Source organism: Fodinicola acaciae (assembly GCF_010993745.1).
Classification (GTDB): domain Bacteria; phylum Actinomycetota; class Actinomycetes; order Mycobacteriales; family HKI-0501; genus Fodinicola; species Fodinicola acaciae.
In genome coordinates, this window is the sequence record NZ_WOTN01000001.1 from 2,577,867 (window position 1) to 2,596,781 (window position 18,915).

The window sequence follows — 18,915 nt, forward strand, 5'->3', positions numbered from 1 at the left end:
CCTCAGTTTTCCTCCGGTTCCATGGAAATAGCGCCACACGGACATTCCTCGACGCAGATTCCGCAGCCCTTGCAGTAGTCGAGATCGATCGTGTAGCGGCTGCCCGGTCCGAGCTTGACGACCGCGTTGTCCGGACACACGCCGTAGCAGTTGTCGCATTCGAAGCAGTTGCCGCAGGACAGGCACCTGCGCGCCTCGAAAAGCGCGCTTTCGGTGTCCAGACCGCCGACGACCTCGTCGAAGGTCGAGATCCGGCGGGCCAGGTCCAGCTTCGGTCGTACGGTGGCCGGCGCGTCGGAGAAATACCAGGAGTTGATCCGCTCGGACGCGGCGATCGGATGCCGCGCCGACAGCTCCAACCGCTGGCCACGCAACCACGCATCGATGTGCCGTGCGGCCTTCTTGCCGTGTCCGATGGCGCTGGTGACGGTGCGACTCGTCGGCACGACGTCGCCACCGGCGAACACTCCGGGGTGGCCGGTCATCAGGTCGGCTCCGACGGTCAGCTGGTCGTTTTTCCATTCCACGTCGGCCAGCCGCTCGACCAGTGACAGGTCCGCGCGCTGGCCGATGGCCAGGATGACCGTGTCCGCGCCGAGTTCGTCGTATTCGCCGGTCGGCTGCGGGAATCCGGAATCGTCCAGCCGCATCTTCTCCACCACGACCCTGCCTTCGTCGGCCTGAGCGATCGTGGACAGCCAGCGCAGCTGCACGCCTTCGGCCACCGCGTCCTCGATTTCGGCCGGTTCGGCCGGCATCCGATCACGCGTACGCCGATAGACGACGACCGCGTCGGCGGCGCCAAGCCGCCGAGCCGTACGCGCCGCGTCCATCGCCGTGTTTCCGCCGCCGTACACGACAACTCGGCGGCCGAGCTCAGGCGGGTGGTGCGTTTCGACGTCACGCAACATCGAGATGGCATCGAGGATCCGCGCCGAGTCGCCAGCCGGGAGATAGGTGCGGCGGCCGAGTTGTGCGCCGAGCGCAAGGAATGCCGCGTCGTATTGGCCGTCGGACATCGCACCGCCGATGTCGAAGATCGCCTCCGCCATCCGCATTTCCACGCCGAGATCGACAATCCGCTGGATCTCCGCGTCCAGCACCGTACGCGGCAGCCGGTATTCCGGAATGCCATAGCGCATCATGCCGCCAGGCAACGGGTTCGCGTCGTGAACCGTCACCTGGTGGCCGAGTAACGTCAGCTGGTAGGCGGCGGACAGGCCGGCCGGTCCGGAGCCGACGACCAGGACCCGGCGGCCGGACGGCGGCGACGGCACCTCGACTCTCCAGTTTTCCCGGATCGCCTCGTCACCGAGAAACCTCTCGACCGAGTTGATGCCGACCGCCTGGTCCAGCTGCGCGCGATTGCAAGCCGTCTCGCAGGGCCGGTAACAGACGCGCCCCATCACAGCGGGAAACGGGTTGTCGGCCATGATCTGCCGCCACGCGGCCTCGTAGCCGCCGGCCTCCGCGTGATACAGCCACTGCTGGATGTTCTCGCCGGCCGGGCAGGCGTCGTTGCACGGCGGCAGAAAGTCGTGATAGACGGGCCGTTCGGTGCGCCACGAGCCGGTGTGGTTGGCCTTGCTGGAACCGACGTCCAGAGTGATCGCGAACGGTTTCTCTCTCATCGCGTGTCCCCTGTCAACAGGCCGAACCTGCGGATGTTGCGGTCGGCGATGGCCTGGATGCGCGCGATGGTGTTGGTCCGCGGCTGCGGCTTGAACAGATGCGCGTAGCGGCCCTGCAGCTTGAGATAGTCCTCCACCGGCACCTGGCGGCGGATCCTCGTCACGTCCGTGATCTCGCCATGTTTGGCCTCGAAGACGGGAAAAAGTCCGCTCTCCACGGCGAGGCGAGCGACGCGTACGGTGTGCTCGGCCGCGCTGACCCAGCCCAACGGACACGGCACCAGGATGTGCAGGTAACGCGCGCCGCGAAACTCCATCGCCCGCCGCACCTTGTCTTCGAGGTCGCGCAACTGCGCGACGGTCGCGGTTGCGACGTATGGGATCTCGTGCGCCATCGCGATCATCGGCAGGTTTTTCCCCTGTCCGAAGGCGTTTCCCGGCTCGTCACCGACCGCCGGTGTGGTGGACGTACGCGCCGCCGGTGGCGTCGAGCCGGAGCGCTGGACTCCGGTGTTCATATACGCCTCGTTGTCGTAGCAGATGTAGAGCACGTCGTCGTTTCGCTCGAACATCCCGGAAAGACAGGAAAGTCCAATGTCGACGGTGCCGCCGTCGCCACCTTGTGCGACCACCCGTACGTCCTCGCGACCCTTGGCGCGCAGTGCCGCCGCGACGCCGGTGGCGACCGCGGCGGAGTTGCCGAACAGCGAGTGCAGCCACGGAATCTGCCAGGAGGTTTCCGGATACGGGGTGGAAAAGACCTCCAGACAGCCGGTTGCGTTCACCGCGACGACCCGGCCGGCGGCGGCGCGCATCGCGGCGTCCAACGCGTATCGCGCGCCGAGCGCCTCGCCGCAGCCGCGGCACGCGCGATGGCCGCTGTTCAGCGAGTTCGTCCGGTGCATGTCGGCCTGGATCGACCGGCGCGACATGTCCAGCAGCCGGTTGCCGACCGCGTGGCTGCCGACCTGGTAGAACTTTATTTCCTGGCTGGCCATCTGTTCATCCGATCCGGGAGGCCACGACGCCGAGGTCGCGGAGCAGGTTTTCCGCGGTGGGACCGGATCTGCGGCGGCGCGCCAGCCGCGCCAGTTCGCGTTCGATGAGACTGTCGTCCAGATCCAGGAACGTGAGCGGATCGAGCCGTCCGGCGGCCGCGTCCAGCAACATCCCGCGCACGGAGGCTCGGGTGACGGCGCGGCCACCGAGACCGGCGACCACCGTCTGGACCGGGACCGCGCCATTCAGCGCTGTCACGACGTCGGCGGTCACCGCTCCCCCGACGCCGACCGAAAACGCCTTCTCCAGCACGATCAGGCGTCGCGCACCACGGACCTGCTGGCGCAGCCGCTCAGCCGGAAAAGGCCGGAAAGTGGTGAGGCCGAGCGCGCCGATTCTCTGGCCTTCGGCTCGCAGATCGTCGATCGCGTCCTGGATGGTGCCGAGCACGGATCCGAGTGCGACGACGATCGTCTCGGCGTCCTCGGTCCGGTACGGCCGGACCAGACCGCCGGCATCGCGGCCGAACGAGGTGCGGAATTCATCGGCGACCGCGGGAATCAGCTCCAGCGCCTGGATTTGCTTGAGATGAGCCAGATAACGGACCTCGGTGAAGGCCTCCGGCCCGACCATCGCGCCGATGGAGACCGGCTCGGCCGGATCGAGGATCTGCCGCGGCTCGTACGGTGGCAGGAAACCGTCGACCGCCGGCTGGTCGAGCAGATCGACCTCCTCGTACGCGTGCGTGAGGACGAAGCCGTCCATGCACACCATCACCGGCGTGGACAGGTCCTCGGCGATCCGGAACGCCTGCACGTGCAGGTCGGCCGCCTCCTGGTTGGTCGCCGCGTACAACTGGATCCAGCCGGAGTCGCGCTGCGACATGGAGTCGCTGTGGTCGTTCCAGATGTTGATAGGCGCTCCGATGGCGCGGTTGGCCACCGTCATCACGATCGGCAGGCCGAGGCCGGAGGCGTTGAACAGCGCCTCGGCCATGTAGAGCAGGCCCTGGCTGGCAGTCGCCGTGTATGCACGCGCACCGGCGGCCGAAGCACCGATCGCCACCGACATCGCGGCGAATTCCGACTCCACGTTGACAAACTCGCAGGGCGTCAGCGCCTTTTCCTTCACGTGCGCGCTCAACGCCTCGACGATGTGGGTCTGCGGCGAGATCGGATAGGCGCAGATGACTTCCGGCCGGCACAGCGCGACCGTGTCGGCGACGGCCCGGGACCCCTCAATCTGCCGCAACATGACGCAGTTTCTCCTGTTCCTCGCATCCGAACGCGTACGCGCGTTCCGCGGCCGCGTGATTGGCCTCGGCGACCGCGCCGGCGAACCGGTCGGCGATCGCCGCGTGTACGGCCGACAACGAGATTTCGCCGGTAACGGCGGTGAAACCACCGAGCAGCGCGGTGCCGGGCAACGGCCGGCCGAGGGTGTCCAACGCGATGGTCGTCGCCGGCACGACCAGCAGCCGGTCAGGCCGGCGACCGGCGGCGAAGTCGGCCAGGCCAAGGTCACCGAGGCCGCGGCTGGAGTTGATCAGCAGGTACGCGTCGTCTTCCAGGCCGGCGAACAGGTCCACCTGGTGAAGCAGGCTGGCGTCCTGGACGATCAGCGCGTCCGGATGGGTCACCGGATCCCGGCCGCGGATGGGCCGCTCACCGATCCGGCAGAACGCGGTGACCGGCGCACCGGTGCGTTCCGGCCCGAAACTCGGAAACGCCTGAGCGTGCCGGCCGTCGCGGAACGCGGCCACCGACAACAACTCGGCGGTCGTCACGACGCCTTGGCCGCCGCGGCCGTGCAACCGTATCTCGAACATGTGACCAATCCTCGGCGCAGCACCCCGGCGGCTGGACAGGGACGGAGGTCCCGAGGTGCGTACGCCGTAGGTCGGTAGCCGCCGGGTGCGCAGGCTTTTGCCGGCCCCGGCAAGGCCTTTGGTCCCTACCTGGCGGCCGGCCGCCAATTCGAAGGTGGGATCACCGATCCGACCCGACCCCCGGAGCCACCATGGACCGCTACACCCGCCGCTTCGGCGAACTTGGCAAGGACGACACCGAAACCGCCGGCGGAAAAGGTGCCAACCTCGGTGAGCTGACCGGGGCCGGCCTGCCGGTGCCGAGCGGTTTCGTGCTGCTCGCCGGCGCCTACCTGGACTCCATGGACCGCGGCGGAATGCGCGAGGAGATACGGAAAACGCTGGAATCGGCGACCGAGGCCGTGGACCGGCCGGACGAGCTGGCATCGCTGTGCGAACGCATGCAGACGGCCGTACGCGCAGCCGGTGTGGCGCCGGAGGTGGCGAAGTCGATCGTGCACGCCTACCACGAACTCGGCTCCAACGTGACGGTCGCGGTCCGGTCGTCGGCCACGCTGGAGGACACCGCCGGTGCGTCGTTCGCCGGCATGAACTCGACCTTCACGAACGTCGCCGGCACCGACGACATCCTTGAGCGGCTGGTGGACTGCTGGGCCTCGCTGTTCACGCCGCGAGTGGTGTCCTACCGCGCCGGCAAAGGCATCAGCGCCGAACCGGCGATCGCCGTGGTCGTCCAGAAAATGGTCGACTCGGAGCGCTCCGGCGTGGCCTTCACCGCCGACCCCTCGACCGGCGACCGCGGTCACATCGTGATCGAGGCGGCGTTCGGCCTCGGCGAGGTCGTCGTCAGCGGCGCGGTCGAACCGGACACGTACGTGATCGACAAGGCCGGCCCGCGACTGCTCCAGACGCGGATCGGCCACCAGACGCACAAGATCGTACGAGCGCCGAGCGGCGGCAACCAGACCGTACGCCTGGATCCGCAGACCGGCGGCGAGCGTGTCCTCACCGACGATGAGGCTCTCGACCTGGCCCGCCTCGCGATCCGGGTGGAGCAGCACTACGGCTCGCCGCAGGACCTGGAATGGGCCGTGGCGGAAGGAAAAACCTGGCTGGTGCAGTCGCGGCCGATCACCACTCTCGAGCGGATCGCGCCGCCGGCCGACGAGCCGGCCGGCGAGGTGTTGGTGCAGGGGCTGTCGGCCTCACCCGGTACGGCCGGCGGCGCGGCGGCGATCCTGGAGTCACCGGCCGACGGCCCACGGCTGCGCGACGGCGACGTACTCGTCGCCACCATGACCAACCCCGACTGGGTGCCGACGATCCGCCGCGCCGCCGCGCTGGTCACCGACGGCGGCGGCATGACCTGCCATGCCGCGATCGTGGCACGCGAGCTTGGTGTGCCGTGTGTCGTCGGTACGCGCAACGCCACGACGGTGCTTCGCGACGGCGAGCTGATCACTGTCGACGGCACCGGCGGCCGCGTCCTCAGCGGAACGGCGCCGGTGCGTACCCGCGAACGCACGCCGGAGCCGACGATCCAGGCCGCACCGGAGACGCTCGGCACTCGGTTGTACGTGAACCTCGCCATCCCGGAGCACGCCGTGGAGGCCGCGGCGATGCCGGTGGACGGCGTCGGCCTGCTGCGTGCCGAGTTCATGCTGACCGAGGCCCTCGGTGGACAGCATCCGCGATACGTCCTCGCGCACGGCGGCCGGGACAAGTTCGTCTCGGCCATGGTCGAGTCGATCCTGCGGATCACCCGGCCGTTCGCGCCGCGGCCGGTGATCTACCGGACGATGGACTTTCGCACCAACGAGTTCCGCGGCCTGACCGGCGGAGCCGACTACGAGCCGCCGGAGCACAACCCGATGATCGGCTATCGCGGCTGCTACCGGTACGTACGCGAACCCGACCTGTTCGAGCTGGAGCTGGAGGTGCTGGCGCGGGTCCGCGAGCAGACGCCGAACCTGCACCTGATGATCCCGTTCGTCCGTACGCTGTGGGAGCTCGAGGCCTGCCTGGCGATCATCGACAGGGGGCTGCTCGGCAAACAGCGCGGCCTGCGCAGGTGGGTGATGGCCGAGGTGCCGTCGGTCGCCTACCGGATCCCGGCCTACGCCGACCTCGGCATCGACGGTGTTTCCATTGGCAGCAACGATCTGACGCAGCTGATGCTCGGGGTCGACCGCGACTCCGAGATCTGTGCGGAGCTCTTCGACGAGAGCGACCCGGCCGTCGTGGACGCGATCTCCCGGATCATCGGCGCCTGCCAGGATGCCGGCATCACCTCGTCGCTGTGCGGTCAGGCACCGTCGAACCGGCCGGAGTTCGCCGAGCACCTGGTGCGCGCCGGCATCACCTCGATCTCCGTCAACCCGGACGCCGTACCGGCCGCCCGCGCGGCGATCGGTTCGGCCGAGCGCCGGCTACTGCTGGCCGGCGCCAGGCGGGCCACATGACCACGCTGGATGCCATCACGACGCGGCGGATCGAGCTTTCCGGGACGGTGCAGGGCGTCGGCTTCCGGCCGTTCGTCTTCCGGCTGGCCGCTGAGCTTGGCCTGGACGGCGACGTACGCAACGACGGCGGCACGGTGGTGATCCGCGCGGCGGGCCCGCCGGCGCTGGTCGACCGGTTCCAGGCCGCACTGGTGGACCGGGCTCCCCAACACGCTCGCGTCGACGGCGTACGCGTCGAGCCGCTGGCCGATCCGCTGCCGGCCGGGTTTCACGTGCTGACCAGTGGCACGCCGGCCGGCGGCTCGGTGGCGACCCCGCCGGACCTGGCCACCTGCCGGTCCTGTCGCGCCGAGCTGTTCGACCCGTCCGACCGCCGCTATCGCTATCCGTTCATCACCTGCACCGACTGCGGACCGCGCGAGTCCATTGTGGACACACCGCCGTACGACCGCGCGCGGACCTCGATGCGGCGTTTCCGTATGTGCAAACGGTGCTCGGCCGAGTACCACGACCCGGGCGACCGCCGGTTCCACGCCGAGACGATCGCCTGCGCCGACTGCGGCCCACGGCTGCGTTGGCACACGCGTGGACGTGCGGTCCGCGGCGATCGTCGTTCGCTGGCCGAGGCCGTGCGGGTCATCGCCGCCGGCGGGCTGATCGCGGTCAAAGGCATCGGCGGTTACCAGCTCGTCTGCGACGCGACCGACGCCGGCGCGGTGTCCCGGCTCCGTGCGGCCAAGCGCCGGCCGAGCAAGCCGTTCGCGGTGATGGTGTCGGACGTCGCCGCCGCCAACCAGCTCGCCGTGCTCGACGAGGCCGCGACGGCGGAGCTCACCAGCGCGGCAGCTCCGATCGTGCTGCTGCCGCGCCGGACCGACCTGCCGCTGGTCGCGCCGGGCCGCACCGAGATCGGCGTTTTCCTGCCGTACAGCCCGCTCCACCATCTCCTGTTGCACGACCTCGACCGGCCGCTGGTGGTGACCAGTGGCAACACCGCGGGTGAGCCGATCGCCGTCGACCGCGCCGGCGCGAGCCGGATGTTGCATCCGCTGGTGGACGGCACGCTCGACCACGACCGGCAGATCAGGTCGCGTGCCGACGACTCGGTCGTCCGGATCATCGACCGTCGGCCGATGACCGTACGCCGCGCTCGCGGACACGTACCAGAGCCGCTGCCGCTGCCGGTGCCAGCCCGTCGGCCGATCCTTGCGGTCGGTGCGCAGCTGAAGAACACGGCGGCACTGGCGATCGACGACAACGCGATGCTCACCGCGCACCTCGGAGACCTGGAGAACACCGCGACGTTCGACGCGTTCGAGTCGTCGATCAGCCGGCTGCTGCGCGTCCATCGGGTCGAACCGTCGTACTACGCGCACGACCTGCATCCGGGCTACCTGTCCACGGCGTATGCCAGGCGCTGGCCGGCCGACCGGCGGATCGTGATCCAGCATCACCACGCGCACGTCGTCGCCACGGCCGCCGAGCACGGCGTGACCGGTCCGTTCATCGGCATCGCGTACGACGGCCTCGGCATGGGGGACGACGGGACGTTGTGGGGTGGCGAGATCCTGCTCGCCGACTACACCGGTTATCGCCGGATCGGCCGGGTCGGCACGGCACCGCTGCCAGGCGGCAGCGCGGCCGTACGCCGTCCGGCCAGGATGGCGCTCGGCTACCTGTACGGCGCCGAGGAGCTCTGCGACCGGCCACCGATCCACGGTGCGGCGGCCGGCTTCGTCAACCGGTTGCCGCGCAGCGAAGTGGCCACGATCCGCCAGATGGTCACCCAACAGGTCAACAGTCCACGCGCGTCGAGCGTCGGCCGGCTGTTCGACGCGATGGCCGCGCTGCTCGGCGTCTGCGACGACGTGTCGTACGAAGGCGAGGCCGCGGTGTTGCTGGAGGCCGCGGCGGCCGGATTCCCGGACGGTCCGACGCTGCACTGGCGACTGGTCCGCCGTGACGGCCTGCACATCTTCGACCCGGTGTCGACCATCCACCACGCGCTGGAACTCGCCACGACCGAGCCCGTCGGGTCGGTGGCCGCTCGGTTCCACCGCACGCTGGTCGAGGCGACGCTGGCGATGGTCACCGAGGCGGCGCGACGCCACCGCGTCCGCACCGTCTGCCTCGGCGGCGGCGTCTTCGCCAACCGACGGCTGGCCGCCGGCCTGCTCGAGGGACTCGCCGGCGCCGGCCTGGTGGCGCACATCGGCGAGCGCGTACCGGTCAACGACGGCGGCATCAGCTACGGACAGGCCGTGGTCGCCGCTGCCCGGCTGCGCGGCAGGTGAGCGCCATGTGCCTCGGAATTCCCGGCCGGATCGTACGCGTCACCGACGACGACCTGCGGACGGCCGTGGTCGACTTCGACGGTCTGGAACGTACGGTGTGCCTGGCCTACACACCGGAGGCCGGCGCCGGCGACTACGTCATCGTGCACGTCGGCTTCGCGATCAGCCGGGTAGACGAGGCCGAGGCGGCCCGCACTTTCGCCGTGCTGAAGGCGATTCCGGACGCGTTGGACGCCGAGCTGGGACCACGCCGATGAAATACCTCGACGAATACCGCGACCCGGCGCTGGCCAGAAAGCTGCTCGCCGAACTGCGCGCGGTGGCGACCCGGCCGTGGACGATCATGGAGGTCTGCGGCGGCCAGACGCACACCATCGTGCGGCAGGGCATCGACGAGCTGCTGCCGGCCGGCATCCGGATGATCCACGGCCCCGGCTGTCCGGTGTGCGTGACCCCTCTGGAGCTGGTCGACGACGCGATCGCGATCGCCTCGCGGCCGGAGGTGATCTTCACCAGCTACGGCGACATGCTCCGCGTCCCCGGCAGCCGCGGCGACCTGCTCGGCCTGAAAGCGCGCGGCGCGGACGTACGCGTGGTCTATACGCCGCTCGACGCGGTCGCGATCGCGCAGCGCAACCCCGACCGCCAGGTCGTCTTTTTCGCCGTCGGCTTCGAAACCACCGCACCGGCCAACGCCATGGCGGTGGTGCACGCGTCCCGCCTCGGCCTGCCGAACTTCAGCATGCTGGCCAGCCACGTGCTCGTACCACCGGCGATCACGGCGATCCTGGACTCACCTGACAACGAGGTGCGCGCGTTCCTGGCCGCCGGCCACGTCTGCGCGGTGATGGGCTGGACCGAGTACGAACCGATCGCGGCGAGGTACCGCGTGCCGATCGTGGTCACCGGATTCGAGCCGTTGGACCTGCTCGAAGGCATCCTGATGGCCACCCGGCAGCTGGAGGAAGACCGCGCCGAGGTGGAGAACCAGTACGTCCGAGCCGTACGCCGCAGCGGCAACGAGCACGCGCAGGCGGTGATCCGCCAGGTCTTCGAGATCGCGCCGCGGACCTGGCGTGGCATCGGCCCGATCCCGGCCAGCGGCCTGCGGCTGCGTGCCGACTTCGCCGCGTACGACGCGCAACGCCGGTTCGCCGTCGACCGTGCCAGCGTCCAGGAAGACCCGGCGTGCATCGCCGGCGCGATCCTGCGCGGCACCGCACTGCCGACCGCGTGCTCGGCGTACGGCACGCGCTGCACACCACGCAATCCGCTCGGCGCGCCGATGGTGTCCAGCGAAGGCACCTGTGCCGCCTTCTACAACGCCGGTCGCTGAACACCATGGAGGAACGATGACCGACCTGAGCCTGGATCCGGTACACGCGAGTTGTCCCGTGCCGCACGCCGAGACCGAGCGCGTCCTGCTCGGCCACGGCTCCGGCGGCCAGCTGATGGCCGAGCTGCTGGAGGACGTGATCACGCCACCGCTCGGCGGCCACGACGTACTCGAAGACGCGGCGATCATCGGGGTCGGCGACGCGAATCTGGCCTTCAGCACGGACAGTTTCGTTGTCACTCCACGGTTCTTCCCCGGTGGCGACATCGGCTCGCTGGCCGTCTACGGCACCGTCAACGATCTGGCGATGCGCGGCGCTCGGCCGCTCGCGCTCAGCCTCTCCTACATCCTGGAGGAGGGCCTGCCACTGGACGAGCTGCGGCGGATCACCGCCTCGGCCGCGGCGGCGGCTCGCGCGGCGGACGTCACGATCGTCACCGGCGACACGAAGGTCGTCGGCCGCGGAGCGTGCGACGGCATCTACATCACGACCACCGGCATCGGCGTCACCGAGGCGAACGCGTGGCCGTCGGCGGCCGGTGGACAGCCAGGCGACTGGGTCCTGCTGTCCGGTCCGATCGGACAACACGGCGTCGCCATCCTGTCCGCGCGGGAGGATCTCGGCTTCGACACCGAGATCCGGTCCGACTCGCAACCACTGCACCGGTTGGTCGAGGCCATGGTCGCGGCCGGCGGCGGTGGCGTACGAACGTTGCGGGATCCCACGCGCGGTGGGCTGGCCAGTGCGCTGAACGAGCTCGCCGCGGCATCCGGCGTCGGCGTGGAGCTCTTCGAGTCCGACATCCCGGTGCCGGCTCAGGTCGCGGCGGCCTGCGAGCTGCTCGGACTGGACCCGCTGCACGTCGCCAACGAAGGCTGCCTGGTGGCTTTCGTCGACCCGGCGGTCGGACCGGCGGTCACCGCGGCGATGCACAGCCTCGCCGAAGGCGCCTCGGCGCGGCGGATCGGCACCGTCACGCACGGCCCGGCCGGACGCGTCACGGCGCACACGCTGGTCGGCTCCACGCGGATCGTCGACATGCTGGTCGGCGAGCAGCTGCCACGGATCTGCTGAGTGTCCACAATGGACAGTCAGGTGATCGGGATGGCCGGGCTCGGGGCGCTGATCGACGCGCTGGCCGCGGCCGGCTATCGGGTCGTCGGTCCGACCGTACGCGACAGCGCGATCGTGCTCGACGAGTTGCGGTCCGTCGCCGATCTGCCGTCCGGCTGGGGCGTGACCACCGCACCGGGCTCGTACCGGCTGCACCGCCGCGCCGACCCGATGGTCTTCGCGCACTCCGCCGGACCGCAGGCGTGGAAGCGGTTCCTGCATCCATCTCGGCAGCAGCTGTGGTCGACGGCGGCGGACGGCACGTACCAACCAGCAGAGCCGGACCCGAGCCGTTACGCGCTGCTCGGCGTACGAGGCTGCGATCTGGCCGCGATCCGCGTACTCGACGGCGTCCTGGCGAGGTCGCGGCCCTACGCGCGCCGCCGTCGGGATCTCTTCGTGATCGGGGTGAACTGCACCGAGCCTGGCGGCGTGTGCTTCTGCGCCTCGATGCACACCGGGCCGGAGGTCGGCGCCGGCTACGACCTCGCGCTCACCGAACAGGTCGACGAGCGCGGCCACCGCTTCGTCGTCGAGGTCGGCACGTCCGAAGGCGCGAAGATCCTCTCGAGCCTCGACACCGCCGCGGCGACCGATGCGGAGATCGGGCCGGCGCGCCGGGCGGTGGCCGACGCGGCCGGGAAGATGGGCCGCGAGATGCCGGCCGGCGACCTTCGTACGCTGCTGCGCGACGCGCGCGAATCCGCTCACTGGGACGACGTCGCGGGCCGGTGCCTCACCTGCGGCAACTGCACCATGGTCTGTCCGACCTGCTTCTGCACGACAACCGAGGACCTGACCGACCTGGCCGGCGACCACACCGAGCGGTGGGAACGTTGGTCGTCCTGTTTCGAGCTGGACTTCTCGTACGTCCACGGCGGCAGCGTGCGTACGTCCGGCGCGAGCCGTTATCGCCAGTGGCTGACCCACAAGCTGTCCAGCTGGCACGACCAGTTCGGCGGCTCCGGCTGCGTCGGCTGCGGCCGGTGCGTCGCCTGGTGTCCGGTCGGCATCGACATCACCGAAGAGGTCGCACGGCTGGGAGAACGGACCGATGGTTGACATCTTCACCGACGTGGACCTCATCGAGGACGTCACTTTTGCCGCTGGTGAACGGATTTTCGCCGAAGGCGAGCCGGCGACGACGTGTTGGATGATCCGCGACGGCTTGGTGGCGCTGGACACCGTGGCACCAGGACGCGGCACGCTGGTCGTCCAGACGCTCGGTCCCGGCGACCTGCTGGGTTGGTCGTGGCTGGTGCCGCCGTACCGCTGGCATTTCGGCGCGGTGGCGACGATCGAGACCCGCGCGAGCGCCGTCGACGCTGCGCGGCTGCGGGACATCTCCGATGCCGACCCCGAATTCGGCTACGCGATGGCGAAAAAGCTGCTCGCCGCGTTGCTGGACCGGCTCCAACACACTCGTGCGCGACTGCTCGACCTCTACGCGGTGCCGCATGACCGGTGACCTGATGCTGCCGGCGCGGCACCGTGTCAGCCACCGCTGGCCGGAGACCGCGGACTGCGCCACGATCCGGTTGGAGCCACTGCGCGACCCGCTGCCGGCGTTCGCGCCCGGTCAGTTCACCATGTTGTACGCGCCGGGAGTCGGCGAGGTGGCGATCTCGATCAGCGGCGATCCGTCCACAGTGGACGGCACGGTGGTGCAGACCATCCGAAACGTCGGAGCGGTGAGCCGAGCACTCAGCCAGGCCCGGCCCGGCAGCGTGCTCGGTGTCCGGGGTCCGTACGGGACCGGCTGGGACCTCGACTCGGCCGCCGGCCGCGATCTGGTCATCGTGGCCGGCGGGGTCGGGCTGGCGCCACTGCGGCCGATCGTACTCGGCGCACTCGCGCGTCGCGCGGCATACGGTCGCGTCGTGTTGATCGCCGGCGCACGTACGCCGGCCGACTTCCTGTTCGGCGACCAGCTCACCGGCTGGGCCGGCAACCCGGACCTCGAGGTGCACCTGACCGTGGACCGGCCGGCGGCCGGCTGGTCCGGACCGGTCGGATTCGTCACCGAACCACTCGCGTCGCTCGACCTGGATCCGGCGCGTACGACCGCGTTTCTGTGCGGCCCGGAACCGATGATGCGGTTCAGCGCGCGCGTGCTCCAGCGAGCCGGCGTCGCCGCGACGGACATCCGAGTCTCGTTGGAACGCAACATGAAATGTGGAGTCGCGCTGTGCGGCCACTGCCAGCTCGGCGAACTCCTGGTGTGCCGCGACGGGCCGGTCGTCGACTACTCCGTCGCCGAGCCGCTGCTGACCGTACCGGAGTTGTGATGACGATCCCGACGCTCGCTGTCTGGAAGTTCGCCTCGTGCGACGGCTGCCAGCTGACCCTGCTCGACTGCGAGGACGAGCTGCTGGCCATCGCCGGCGCGGTGCGGATCGCGCATTTCCTGGAAGCCTCCAGCGACGTGCGGCCGGGACCGTACGACATCTCACTGGTCGAGGGGTCGATCACCACGGCCGCCGACGCGGACCGTATCCGGTGCATCCGTGCGGAGTCCAAGGTGCTCGTCGTCATCGGCGCGTGCGCGACGGCCGGCGGCGTGCAGGCACTGCGAAACTTCCGCGACATCGACGAATTCCGCTCGGTCGTCTACGCCAGGCCCGACTACATCGACACGCTGGCCACCTCGACACCGATCGCCGCGCACGTGCCGGTCGACTTCGAGTTGCGCGGCTGTCCGATCGACAAACGCCAACTGCTGGAGTTGCTGACCGCCTACCTCACCGGCCGCAAGCCAGACCTGCCGGACACCAGCGTCTGCACCGAATGCAAGCGCCGCGGCCTGACCTGCGTGATGGTCGCCGACGGTACGCCGTGCCTCGGTCCGGTCACACACGCCGGCTGCGGCGCGCTGTGTCCGGCCTACCGGCGCGGCTGCTTCGGCTGTTTCGGGCCGATGACCGGCCCCAACGTGCCGGCGCTGACCCGCCAGCTCAAGGTGCTCGGCATGGACGACCAGGCGGTGGATCTGGTGTTCACCACCTTCAACACGGCCGCTTTTGCCGAGGAGAGGACGACATCGTGACGCACCGGAGCCGGCAACTCAAGGTCAGCGCGTTGGCGCGGGTCGAAGGCGAAGGCGCGTTACACGTCAGCGTCCGGGACGGCGAGGTCGAACGTGCCGCGCTGCAGATTTACGAGCCGCCGCGGTTTTTCGAGGCCTTGCTGCGCGGACGCAAACACACCGAGCCACCGGACATCACCGCGCGCATCTGCGGCATCTGTCCGGTCGCCTACCAGCTCAGCTCCTGCAACGCGATCGAGGACGCCTGTGGCGTACGCGTGCCGGAACCGATCGAGCGGCTGCGCCGTCTGCTTTACTGCGGTGAATGGATTTCCAGCCACGCGTTGCACATTTATCTCCTGCACGCGCCGGATTTCCTCGGTTATCCGGACGCGGTCGCGCTGGCGAAGGATCACCGTGAGCTCGTCGAGCGCGGTCTGGCGTTGAAGAAGGCCGGAAACGCGATCCTGGAGATCGTCGGCGGCCGAGCGATCCATCCGATCAACATACGTGTCGGCGGGTTTTACCACACGCCAACGCGCACCGACCTCCGACCGTTGGCCGAGCAGCTCCGGCACGCGTTGGACGCCGCACTGGCGACCGTCCGGCTGGTGTCGACCTTCGATTTTCCGCATCTGCTGCTCGACCACGACCTGTTGGCGATGCAGCATGAGCAGCGATATCCGATCGAGTCGGGCAGCCTGCATTCGGCCAGCGGACTTTCCTTTCCAGTCAACGAATTCTCCCGACACGTCGTCGAGCACCAGGTGCCGCATTCCACCGCGCTGCACGCCACGCTCGACGGCCACCGCTACCTGGCCGGCCCGCTCGCGCGATATTCGCTGAATTTCCGGCAACTCTCACCGGCCGCCAGGCAGCTGGCCACGGAGGCCGGCCTGGGACCGCAATGCCGCAATCCGTTCCAGAGCATCGTCGTGCGAGCGGTCGAGACGTATTACGCCGTCGAGGAGTCGTTGCGGTTGATCGACGCGTACGAAAGGCCCGACCGCCCGTGCGTGGACGTGCCGCCGCGCGCCGGGACCGGCCATGGCGTCACCGAGGCACCGCGTGGCCTGCTCTACCACCGCTACACGATCGCCGCGGACGGGACCATCGAGGCCGCCACGATCGTTCCACCGACCTCGCAGAACCAGGCGGCGATCGAGGACGACCTGCGCCGGCTGGTCGCCGGCAACCTCGACCTCGACGACGATCCGCTGACCGCACTGTGCGAGCGAGCGATCCGCAACTATGACCCCTGCATTTCCTGCTCGGCGCATTTTCTGGAGCTCACCATGGACCGCGGATGAAAACCGTCATCGGCATCGGCAACTCCTACCGAGGCGACGACGGCGTCGGTCCGGTCGCGATCGCGCGGCTGGCGTGCCGCGAGCTGCCGGACACCAGGCTGGTGGTCTCCGACGGCGAACCCAGCCAGCTGCTCGACGCCTGGACCGGCGCTGACCTGGCCGTCGTCATCGACGCCGTGTCCTGCGAGCCGTCCACACCGGGACGGATCCACCGCACCGACGCCACCGGTCTGGTCAGCGGCCGAACGGCCAGCTCGCACAGTTTTGGCGTACCGGAAGCGATTCGGCTCGCCGAAGCGCTCGACCGCACGCCGGCACGACTGGTGGTCTATGCCGTCGAGGCCGCAGACCTCAACTTCGGCACCGAGCTGTCCGCGCCGGTCCGCGACGCGCTTCCGGACCTGGTCGAGGCGGTCGTCGCCGAACTCGGCCTGGCGCGGTCAGAAGAAGTCGGCGTCGAAGACTGACTGGCGTCGCCAATGCGCTGGACGGCTGACGTCGCCGGTCGCCGGCGGTCGGATCCGCCGGCCGCTGATGTCGTCGATGCTGACGCGTACGTATCGATCGCGCGGGTTGGGCGTCCACGGCTCGGTCCACGGATACGCCGCCAGAGCCCGCGGATCGGTGATTTCCTCGGCGCGGCCGGAAACGATCACGCTCCAGCCTCGATGCGGCCCGTCCAACAGCTGGTCGGCCTCGAACTCGACAGCCGACCGTAACATCGCCGCCAACGTCGGACCGGAAACCGTACGGATCAAGAGAAAGTCGCCGTGTACGGCGAAGTTGACCGGCCGGATGCGACCACCGGCGACAACGCGGCCGACCTTCACTGTCGACAACAGCCGGAGGCATTCGGCGCGGTCCAGCATCTCCATCCCTGCGGCGTCGTACACGGCAACCTCCTCGGCTTTCACGATAGGAGTTGCCCGATCACCGCCATAGCGCCGAATGACCCGATCACACCGCGACGTTGGACCCTGGCTGATCTAGGGTCTGTTGCGAGCGGTCCAGTGCAGGTGCGTTCCGCCGCCTGGCGGCGAGCCGATGTCAAGGCTGCCGCCGTGTCGTTCCGCGCGTTGTCGCAGGTTGGACAACCCGCTCAACCGCGACGTGTCGCCGATCCCCCGGCCGTTGTCGATCACTTCGACGACGATCGTGGCCGCGTCGGCCGCCACGTGGACGCCGACCGTGCTCGCGGCGGCGTGGCGTGCCGCGTTGGAGAGCGCCTCTCGTACGACGGCGACGATGTCGTCGGCGAGAGCGTCCGGCAGGTCGCCGCCGAAGCTGGCGAGGTCGGTGTCAGGTGCGAAGCCGAGCGCGGTGGACTGCTCGCTGATGACCTCCAGCAGGCGTCTGCGGACACCGTCCGCGCCGACCTTTCCGGACCGCAGCTGGAAGATCGTCGTGCGGATGCGCCGGATGGTGGCATCCAGCGAGTCGACGTAGCCGAGCACCTGGCTCTGCACGTCGGCGTCACGAATGCGCGGCGCGAGGCTCTGCAGTCCCATGCCGGTGGCGAACAGCTCCTGGATGACGTGATCGTGCAGGTCCGCGGCGATCCGGTCGTGGTCTTCGACCGTACGCAGGACGTCCTGGTCGGCGCGAGCCCTCGCCAGCGCCATGGCCATCCCCACGTGGCCGGTGAAGCCGGCGAGCTGCTCCAACTGCGCCGGGGTGAACGGCGGCCGATCCGGCGTACGAGCGACGGTGATCACACCGATCACCGCGTCGTCCTCGGCCAGCAACGGCACGGCAAGCGCGGTGTGGACGGAAATGGCGCCGGCCGGATGCACGTCTCGCTGATAGTCGGTGACAATCGCCGGTTTGCCGGACCTGATGACCCGTCCGGCCAGCGTACGGTCAAGGTCGACGACCTGGCCGACCACTTCGTCCGCATAAACCCCCGACGAAGCCCGTACGATCCATTCGCCGGTGTCCTCCGGCAGGATGAGGCTCGCGACGTCGGCGTCAGCGCCTTGGGCCGCGTATCGCAGGACAAGCTCCAACGGCGCTTCGTCGCCTTCGGTGAGCAGTTGCCGGGTCACGTCGGTGGAGGCGGCCAGCCACTGTCCGCGCTGCTCCACCTCCTGATACAGCCGCGCGTTGTCGATCGCGACGCCGGCGCTGCCGGCCAGCGCGACGACCAACTGTTCGTCCTCAAGGGTGAACTCGCCATGTGCGCTCTCGGTCAGGTAGAGATTGCCGAACACCTTTTCGCGGATCCGGATGGGGACGCCGAGAAAGCTCCCCATCGGCGGATGGTGCGGCGGAAACCCGACCGCGGCCGGATGGTCACGCAGGTCAGGGATCCGGACCGGCACCGGATGGCGGATCAGCAGCCCCAGGATCCCCTGGCCCCTCGGCAGGTCGCCGATCCGGTCGACCACCTCCTGGTCCATCCCCACGTGAAGGAACTCCTCAAGCACGCCATCCTGCCCGATGACACCCAACGCGGCGTAGTTGGCACCCACGAGCTCACGCGCCGCCGTCAGGATGTGCCGCAGCACCGAACGCAGGCTCAGCTCTCCAGCCACCAGGGAATTCGCCCGGATGAGCGCGCGGAGCCGGCCCTGTGCCTTCAGCACGTCGCGCGCGCGGTCACCGAGCTGCTCAAGCAACTCCTCCAACCGCATCTTCGGCAGCTCCGGAAAGGTCAGGCCGGAGGCCTCCTCGTTGTCAGGCGAGTCGGTCATAGTCCTTCCCCACCTGTTGCCTGCGCTGACCAAGACCGACACCACGATAGCGTCGCCGCCGCCACCTGAGAACACTTTCCCGTGCGGCATTTCCCGCCTTTGCCGTTACTTCCGCCAGCAACAACGGTAATCCGGCATCACGAGCGAAATATTGAAAAGTCGTCGTGTCGCTTTGCCGAGCCCAACCTTGGTCCTCGATCCGCAAGGCCGATCGGCTCTGTGC

The 18,915-nt window shown here is 69.2% G+C and carries 17 protein-coding genes; 11 read left to right on the forward strand and 6 right to left on the reverse strand.

The window, feature by feature from the left end; genetic code table 11:
* Positions 1 to 2 precede the first annotated feature (2 nt).
* The 4 genes from GNX95_RS12030 to GNX95_RS12045 are packed head-to-tail and all read right to left on the reverse strand — an operon-like array spanning position 3 to position 4,458.
* Positions 3 to 1,631: an NAD(P)-binding protein gene (locus GNX95_RS12030; RefSeq protein WP_163507171.1), complete on the reverse strand. Its 1,629-nt coding sequence runs from the start codon at positions 1,629 to 1,631 to the stop codon at positions 3 to 5.
* Positions 1,628 to 2,629 carry a thiamine pyrophosphate-dependent enzyme gene (locus GNX95_RS12035; RefSeq protein WP_163507172.1) on the reverse strand — a complete coding sequence of 334 codons (1,002 nt, stop codon included), beginning with the start codon at positions 2,627 to 2,629 and terminating at the stop codon, positions 1,628 to 1,630. The genes GNX95_RS12030 and GNX95_RS12035 overlap by 4 nt, the downstream gene beginning before the upstream one ends.
* Positions 2,630 to 2,633: 4 nt before the next feature.
* A complete protein-coding gene (locus tag GNX95_RS12040) occupies positions 2,634 to 3,884 on the reverse strand; it encodes a transketolase C-terminal domain-containing protein (protein ID WP_163507173.1) in 1,251 nt (416 codons plus the stop codon).
* Entirely contained in the window at positions 3,868 to 4,458 is a 591-nt protein-coding gene (locus GNX95_RS12045; RefSeq protein ID WP_163507174.1) for a 2-oxoacid:acceptor oxidoreductase family protein, read from the reverse strand. Before GNX95_RS12045 ends, GNX95_RS12040 begins: the two co-directional genes overlap by 17 nt.
* Positions 4,459 to 4,649: 191 nt before the next feature.
* Between GNX95_RS12045 and ppsA the strand changes: the two genes are divergently transcribed.
* From ppsA to GNX95_RS12100, 11 genes are read left to right on the forward strand one after another with little or no spacing between them, the layout of a single operon-like run.
* Positions 4,650 to 6,920: a phosphoenolpyruvate synthase gene (ppsA, locus tag GNX95_RS12050; RefSeq protein WP_163507175.1), complete on the forward strand. Its 2,271-nt coding sequence runs from the start codon at positions 4,650 to 4,652 to the stop codon at positions 6,918 to 6,920.
* Positions 6,917 to 9,214 carry a carbamoyltransferase HypF gene (gene hypF / locus GNX95_RS12055; protein ID WP_163507176.1) on the forward strand — a complete coding sequence of 766 codons (2,298 nt, stop codon included), beginning with the start codon at positions 6,917 to 6,919 and terminating at the stop codon, positions 9,212 to 9,214. Before ppsA ends, hypF begins: the two co-directional genes overlap by 4 nt.
* Before the next feature lie 5 nt (positions 9,215 to 9,219).
* Positions 9,220 to 9,471, forward strand: a complete 252-nt coding sequence (locus GNX95_RS12060; RefSeq protein WP_163507177.1) for a HypC/HybG/HupF family hydrogenase formation chaperone — start codon at positions 9,220 to 9,222, stop codon at positions 9,469 to 9,471.
* Positions 9,468 to 10,550, forward strand: coding sequence for a hydrogenase formation protein HypD (gene hypD / locus GNX95_RS12065; protein WP_163507178.1), 1,083 nt, complete (start codon positions 9,468 to 9,470; stop codon positions 10,548 to 10,550). The genes GNX95_RS12060 and hypD overlap by 4 nt, the downstream gene beginning before the upstream one ends.
* A gap of 16 nt (positions 10,551 to 10,566) precedes the next feature.
* On the forward strand, positions 10,567 to 11,625 hold the full coding sequence (gene hypE, locus GNX95_RS12070; protein ID WP_163507179.1) for a hydrogenase expression/formation protein HypE: 1,059 nt from the start codon (positions 10,567 to 10,569) through the stop codon (positions 11,623 to 11,625).
* Positions 11,626 to 11,655: 30 nt separating this feature from the next.
* Positions 11,656 to 12,726 carry a 4Fe-4S dicluster domain-containing protein gene (locus GNX95_RS12075; RefSeq protein ID WP_246281576.1) on the forward strand — a complete coding sequence of 357 codons (1,071 nt, stop codon included), beginning with the start codon at positions 11,656 to 11,658 and terminating at the stop codon, positions 12,724 to 12,726.
* Positions 12,719 to 13,132 (forward strand): Crp/Fnr family transcriptional regulator, encoded by a 414-nt coding sequence (locus GNX95_RS12080; RefSeq protein WP_163507181.1) that lies wholly within the window; start codon positions 12,719 to 12,721, stop codon positions 13,130 to 13,132. The genes GNX95_RS12075 and GNX95_RS12080 overlap by 8 nt, the downstream gene beginning before the upstream one ends.
* Positions 13,122 to 13,952 (forward strand): FAD/NAD(P)-binding protein, encoded by an 831-nt coding sequence (locus tag GNX95_RS12085; protein WP_163507182.1) that lies wholly within the window; start codon positions 13,122 to 13,124, stop codon positions 13,950 to 13,952. Before GNX95_RS12080 ends, GNX95_RS12085 begins: the two co-directional genes overlap by 11 nt.
* Positions 13,952 to 14,710: an NADH-quinone oxidoreductase subunit B family protein gene (locus tag GNX95_RS12090; protein ID WP_163507183.1), complete on the forward strand. Its 759-nt coding sequence runs from the start codon at positions 13,952 to 13,954 to the stop codon at positions 14,708 to 14,710. The genes GNX95_RS12085 and GNX95_RS12090 overlap by 1 nt, the downstream gene beginning before the upstream one ends.
* The gene (locus GNX95_RS12095) at positions 14,707 to 15,999 is read left to right on the forward strand and encodes a Ni/Fe hydrogenase subunit alpha (protein ID WP_187369625.1); all 1,293 of its coding nucleotides are present in this window, start codon (positions 14,707 to 14,709) and stop codon (positions 15,997 to 15,999) included. Before GNX95_RS12090 ends, GNX95_RS12095 begins: the two co-directional genes overlap by 4 nt.
* Complete coding sequence (locus tag GNX95_RS12100; RefSeq protein WP_163507185.1) at positions 15,996 to 16,466, forward strand: hydrogenase maturation protease; 471 nt, start codon at positions 15,996 to 15,998, stop codon at positions 16,464 to 16,466. The genes GNX95_RS12095 and GNX95_RS12100 overlap by 4 nt, the downstream gene beginning before the upstream one ends.
* Here the strand turns inward: GNX95_RS12100 and GNX95_RS12105 are convergent.
* Together GNX95_RS12105 and GNX95_RS12110 are read right to left on the reverse strand one after the other, a co-directional pair.
* Positions 16,440 to 16,892, reverse strand: a complete 453-nt coding sequence (locus tag GNX95_RS12105) for a pyridoxamine 5'-phosphate oxidase family protein (RefSeq protein ID WP_163507186.1) — start codon at positions 16,890 to 16,892, stop codon at positions 16,440 to 16,442. The genes GNX95_RS12100 and GNX95_RS12105 overlap by 27 nt on opposite strands.
* Before the next feature lie 93 nt (positions 16,893 to 16,985).
* On the reverse strand, positions 16,986 to 18,692 hold the full coding sequence (locus GNX95_RS12110) for a sensor histidine kinase (protein WP_163507187.1): 1,707 nt from the start codon (positions 18,690 to 18,692) through the stop codon (positions 16,986 to 16,988).
* Positions 18,693 to 18,915 lie beyond the last annotated feature (223 nt).

Excerpts from the sequence above, each read along its gene's own strand:
- GNX95_RS12030 (WP_163507171.1), bottom strand. The coding sequence starts at position 1,631 with ATGAGAGAGAAACCGTTCGCGATCACTCTGGACGTCGGTTCCAGCAAG.
- GNX95_RS12035 (WP_163507172.1), bottom strand. The coding sequence starts at position 2,629 with ATGGCCAGCCAGGAAATAAAGTTCTACCAGGTCGGCAGCCACGCGGTC.
- GNX95_RS12040 (WP_163507173.1), bottom strand. The coding sequence starts at position 3,884 with ATGTTGCGGCAGATTGAGGGGTCCCGGGCCGTCGCCGACACGGTCGCG.
- GNX95_RS12045 (WP_163507174.1), bottom strand. The coding sequence starts at position 4,458 with ATGTTCGAGATACGGTTGCACGGCCGCGGCGGCCAAGGCGTCGTGACG.
- ppsA (WP_163507175.1), top strand. The coding sequence starts at position 4,650 with ATGGACCGCTACACCCGCCGCTTCGGCGAACTTGGCAAGGACGACACC.
- hypF (WP_163507176.1), top strand. The coding sequence starts at position 6,917 with ATGACCACGCTGGATGCCATCACGACGCGGCGGATCGAGCTTTCCGGG.
- GNX95_RS12060 (WP_163507177.1), top strand. The coding sequence starts at position 9,220 with ATGTGCCTCGGAATTCCCGGCCGGATCGTACGCGTCACCGACGACGAC.
- hypD (WP_163507178.1), top strand. The coding sequence starts at position 9,468 with ATGAAATACCTCGACGAATACCGCGACCCGGCGCTGGCCAGAAAGCTG.
- hypE (WP_163507179.1), top strand. The coding sequence starts at position 10,567 with ATGACCGACCTGAGCCTGGATCCGGTACACGCGAGTTGTCCCGTGCCG.
- GNX95_RS12075 (WP_246281576.1), top strand. The coding sequence starts at position 11,656 with ATGGCCGGGCTCGGGGCGCTGATCGACGCGCTGGCCGCGGCCGGCTAT.
- GNX95_RS12080 (WP_163507181.1), top strand. The coding sequence starts at position 12,719 with ATGGTTGACATCTTCACCGACGTGGACCTCATCGAGGACGTCACTTTT.
- GNX95_RS12085 (WP_163507182.1), top strand. The coding sequence starts at position 13,122 with ATGACCGGTGACCTGATGCTGCCGGCGCGGCACCGTGTCAGCCACCGC.
- GNX95_RS12090 (WP_163507183.1), top strand. The coding sequence starts at position 13,952 with ATGACGATCCCGACGCTCGCTGTCTGGAAGTTCGCCTCGTGCGACGGC.
- GNX95_RS12100 (WP_163507185.1), top strand. The coding sequence starts at position 15,996 with ATGAAAACCGTCATCGGCATCGGCAACTCCTACCGAGGCGACGACGGC.
- GNX95_RS12110 (WP_163507187.1), bottom strand. The coding sequence starts at position 18,692 with ATGACCGACTCGCCTGACAACGAGGAGGCCTCCGGCCTGACCTTTCCG.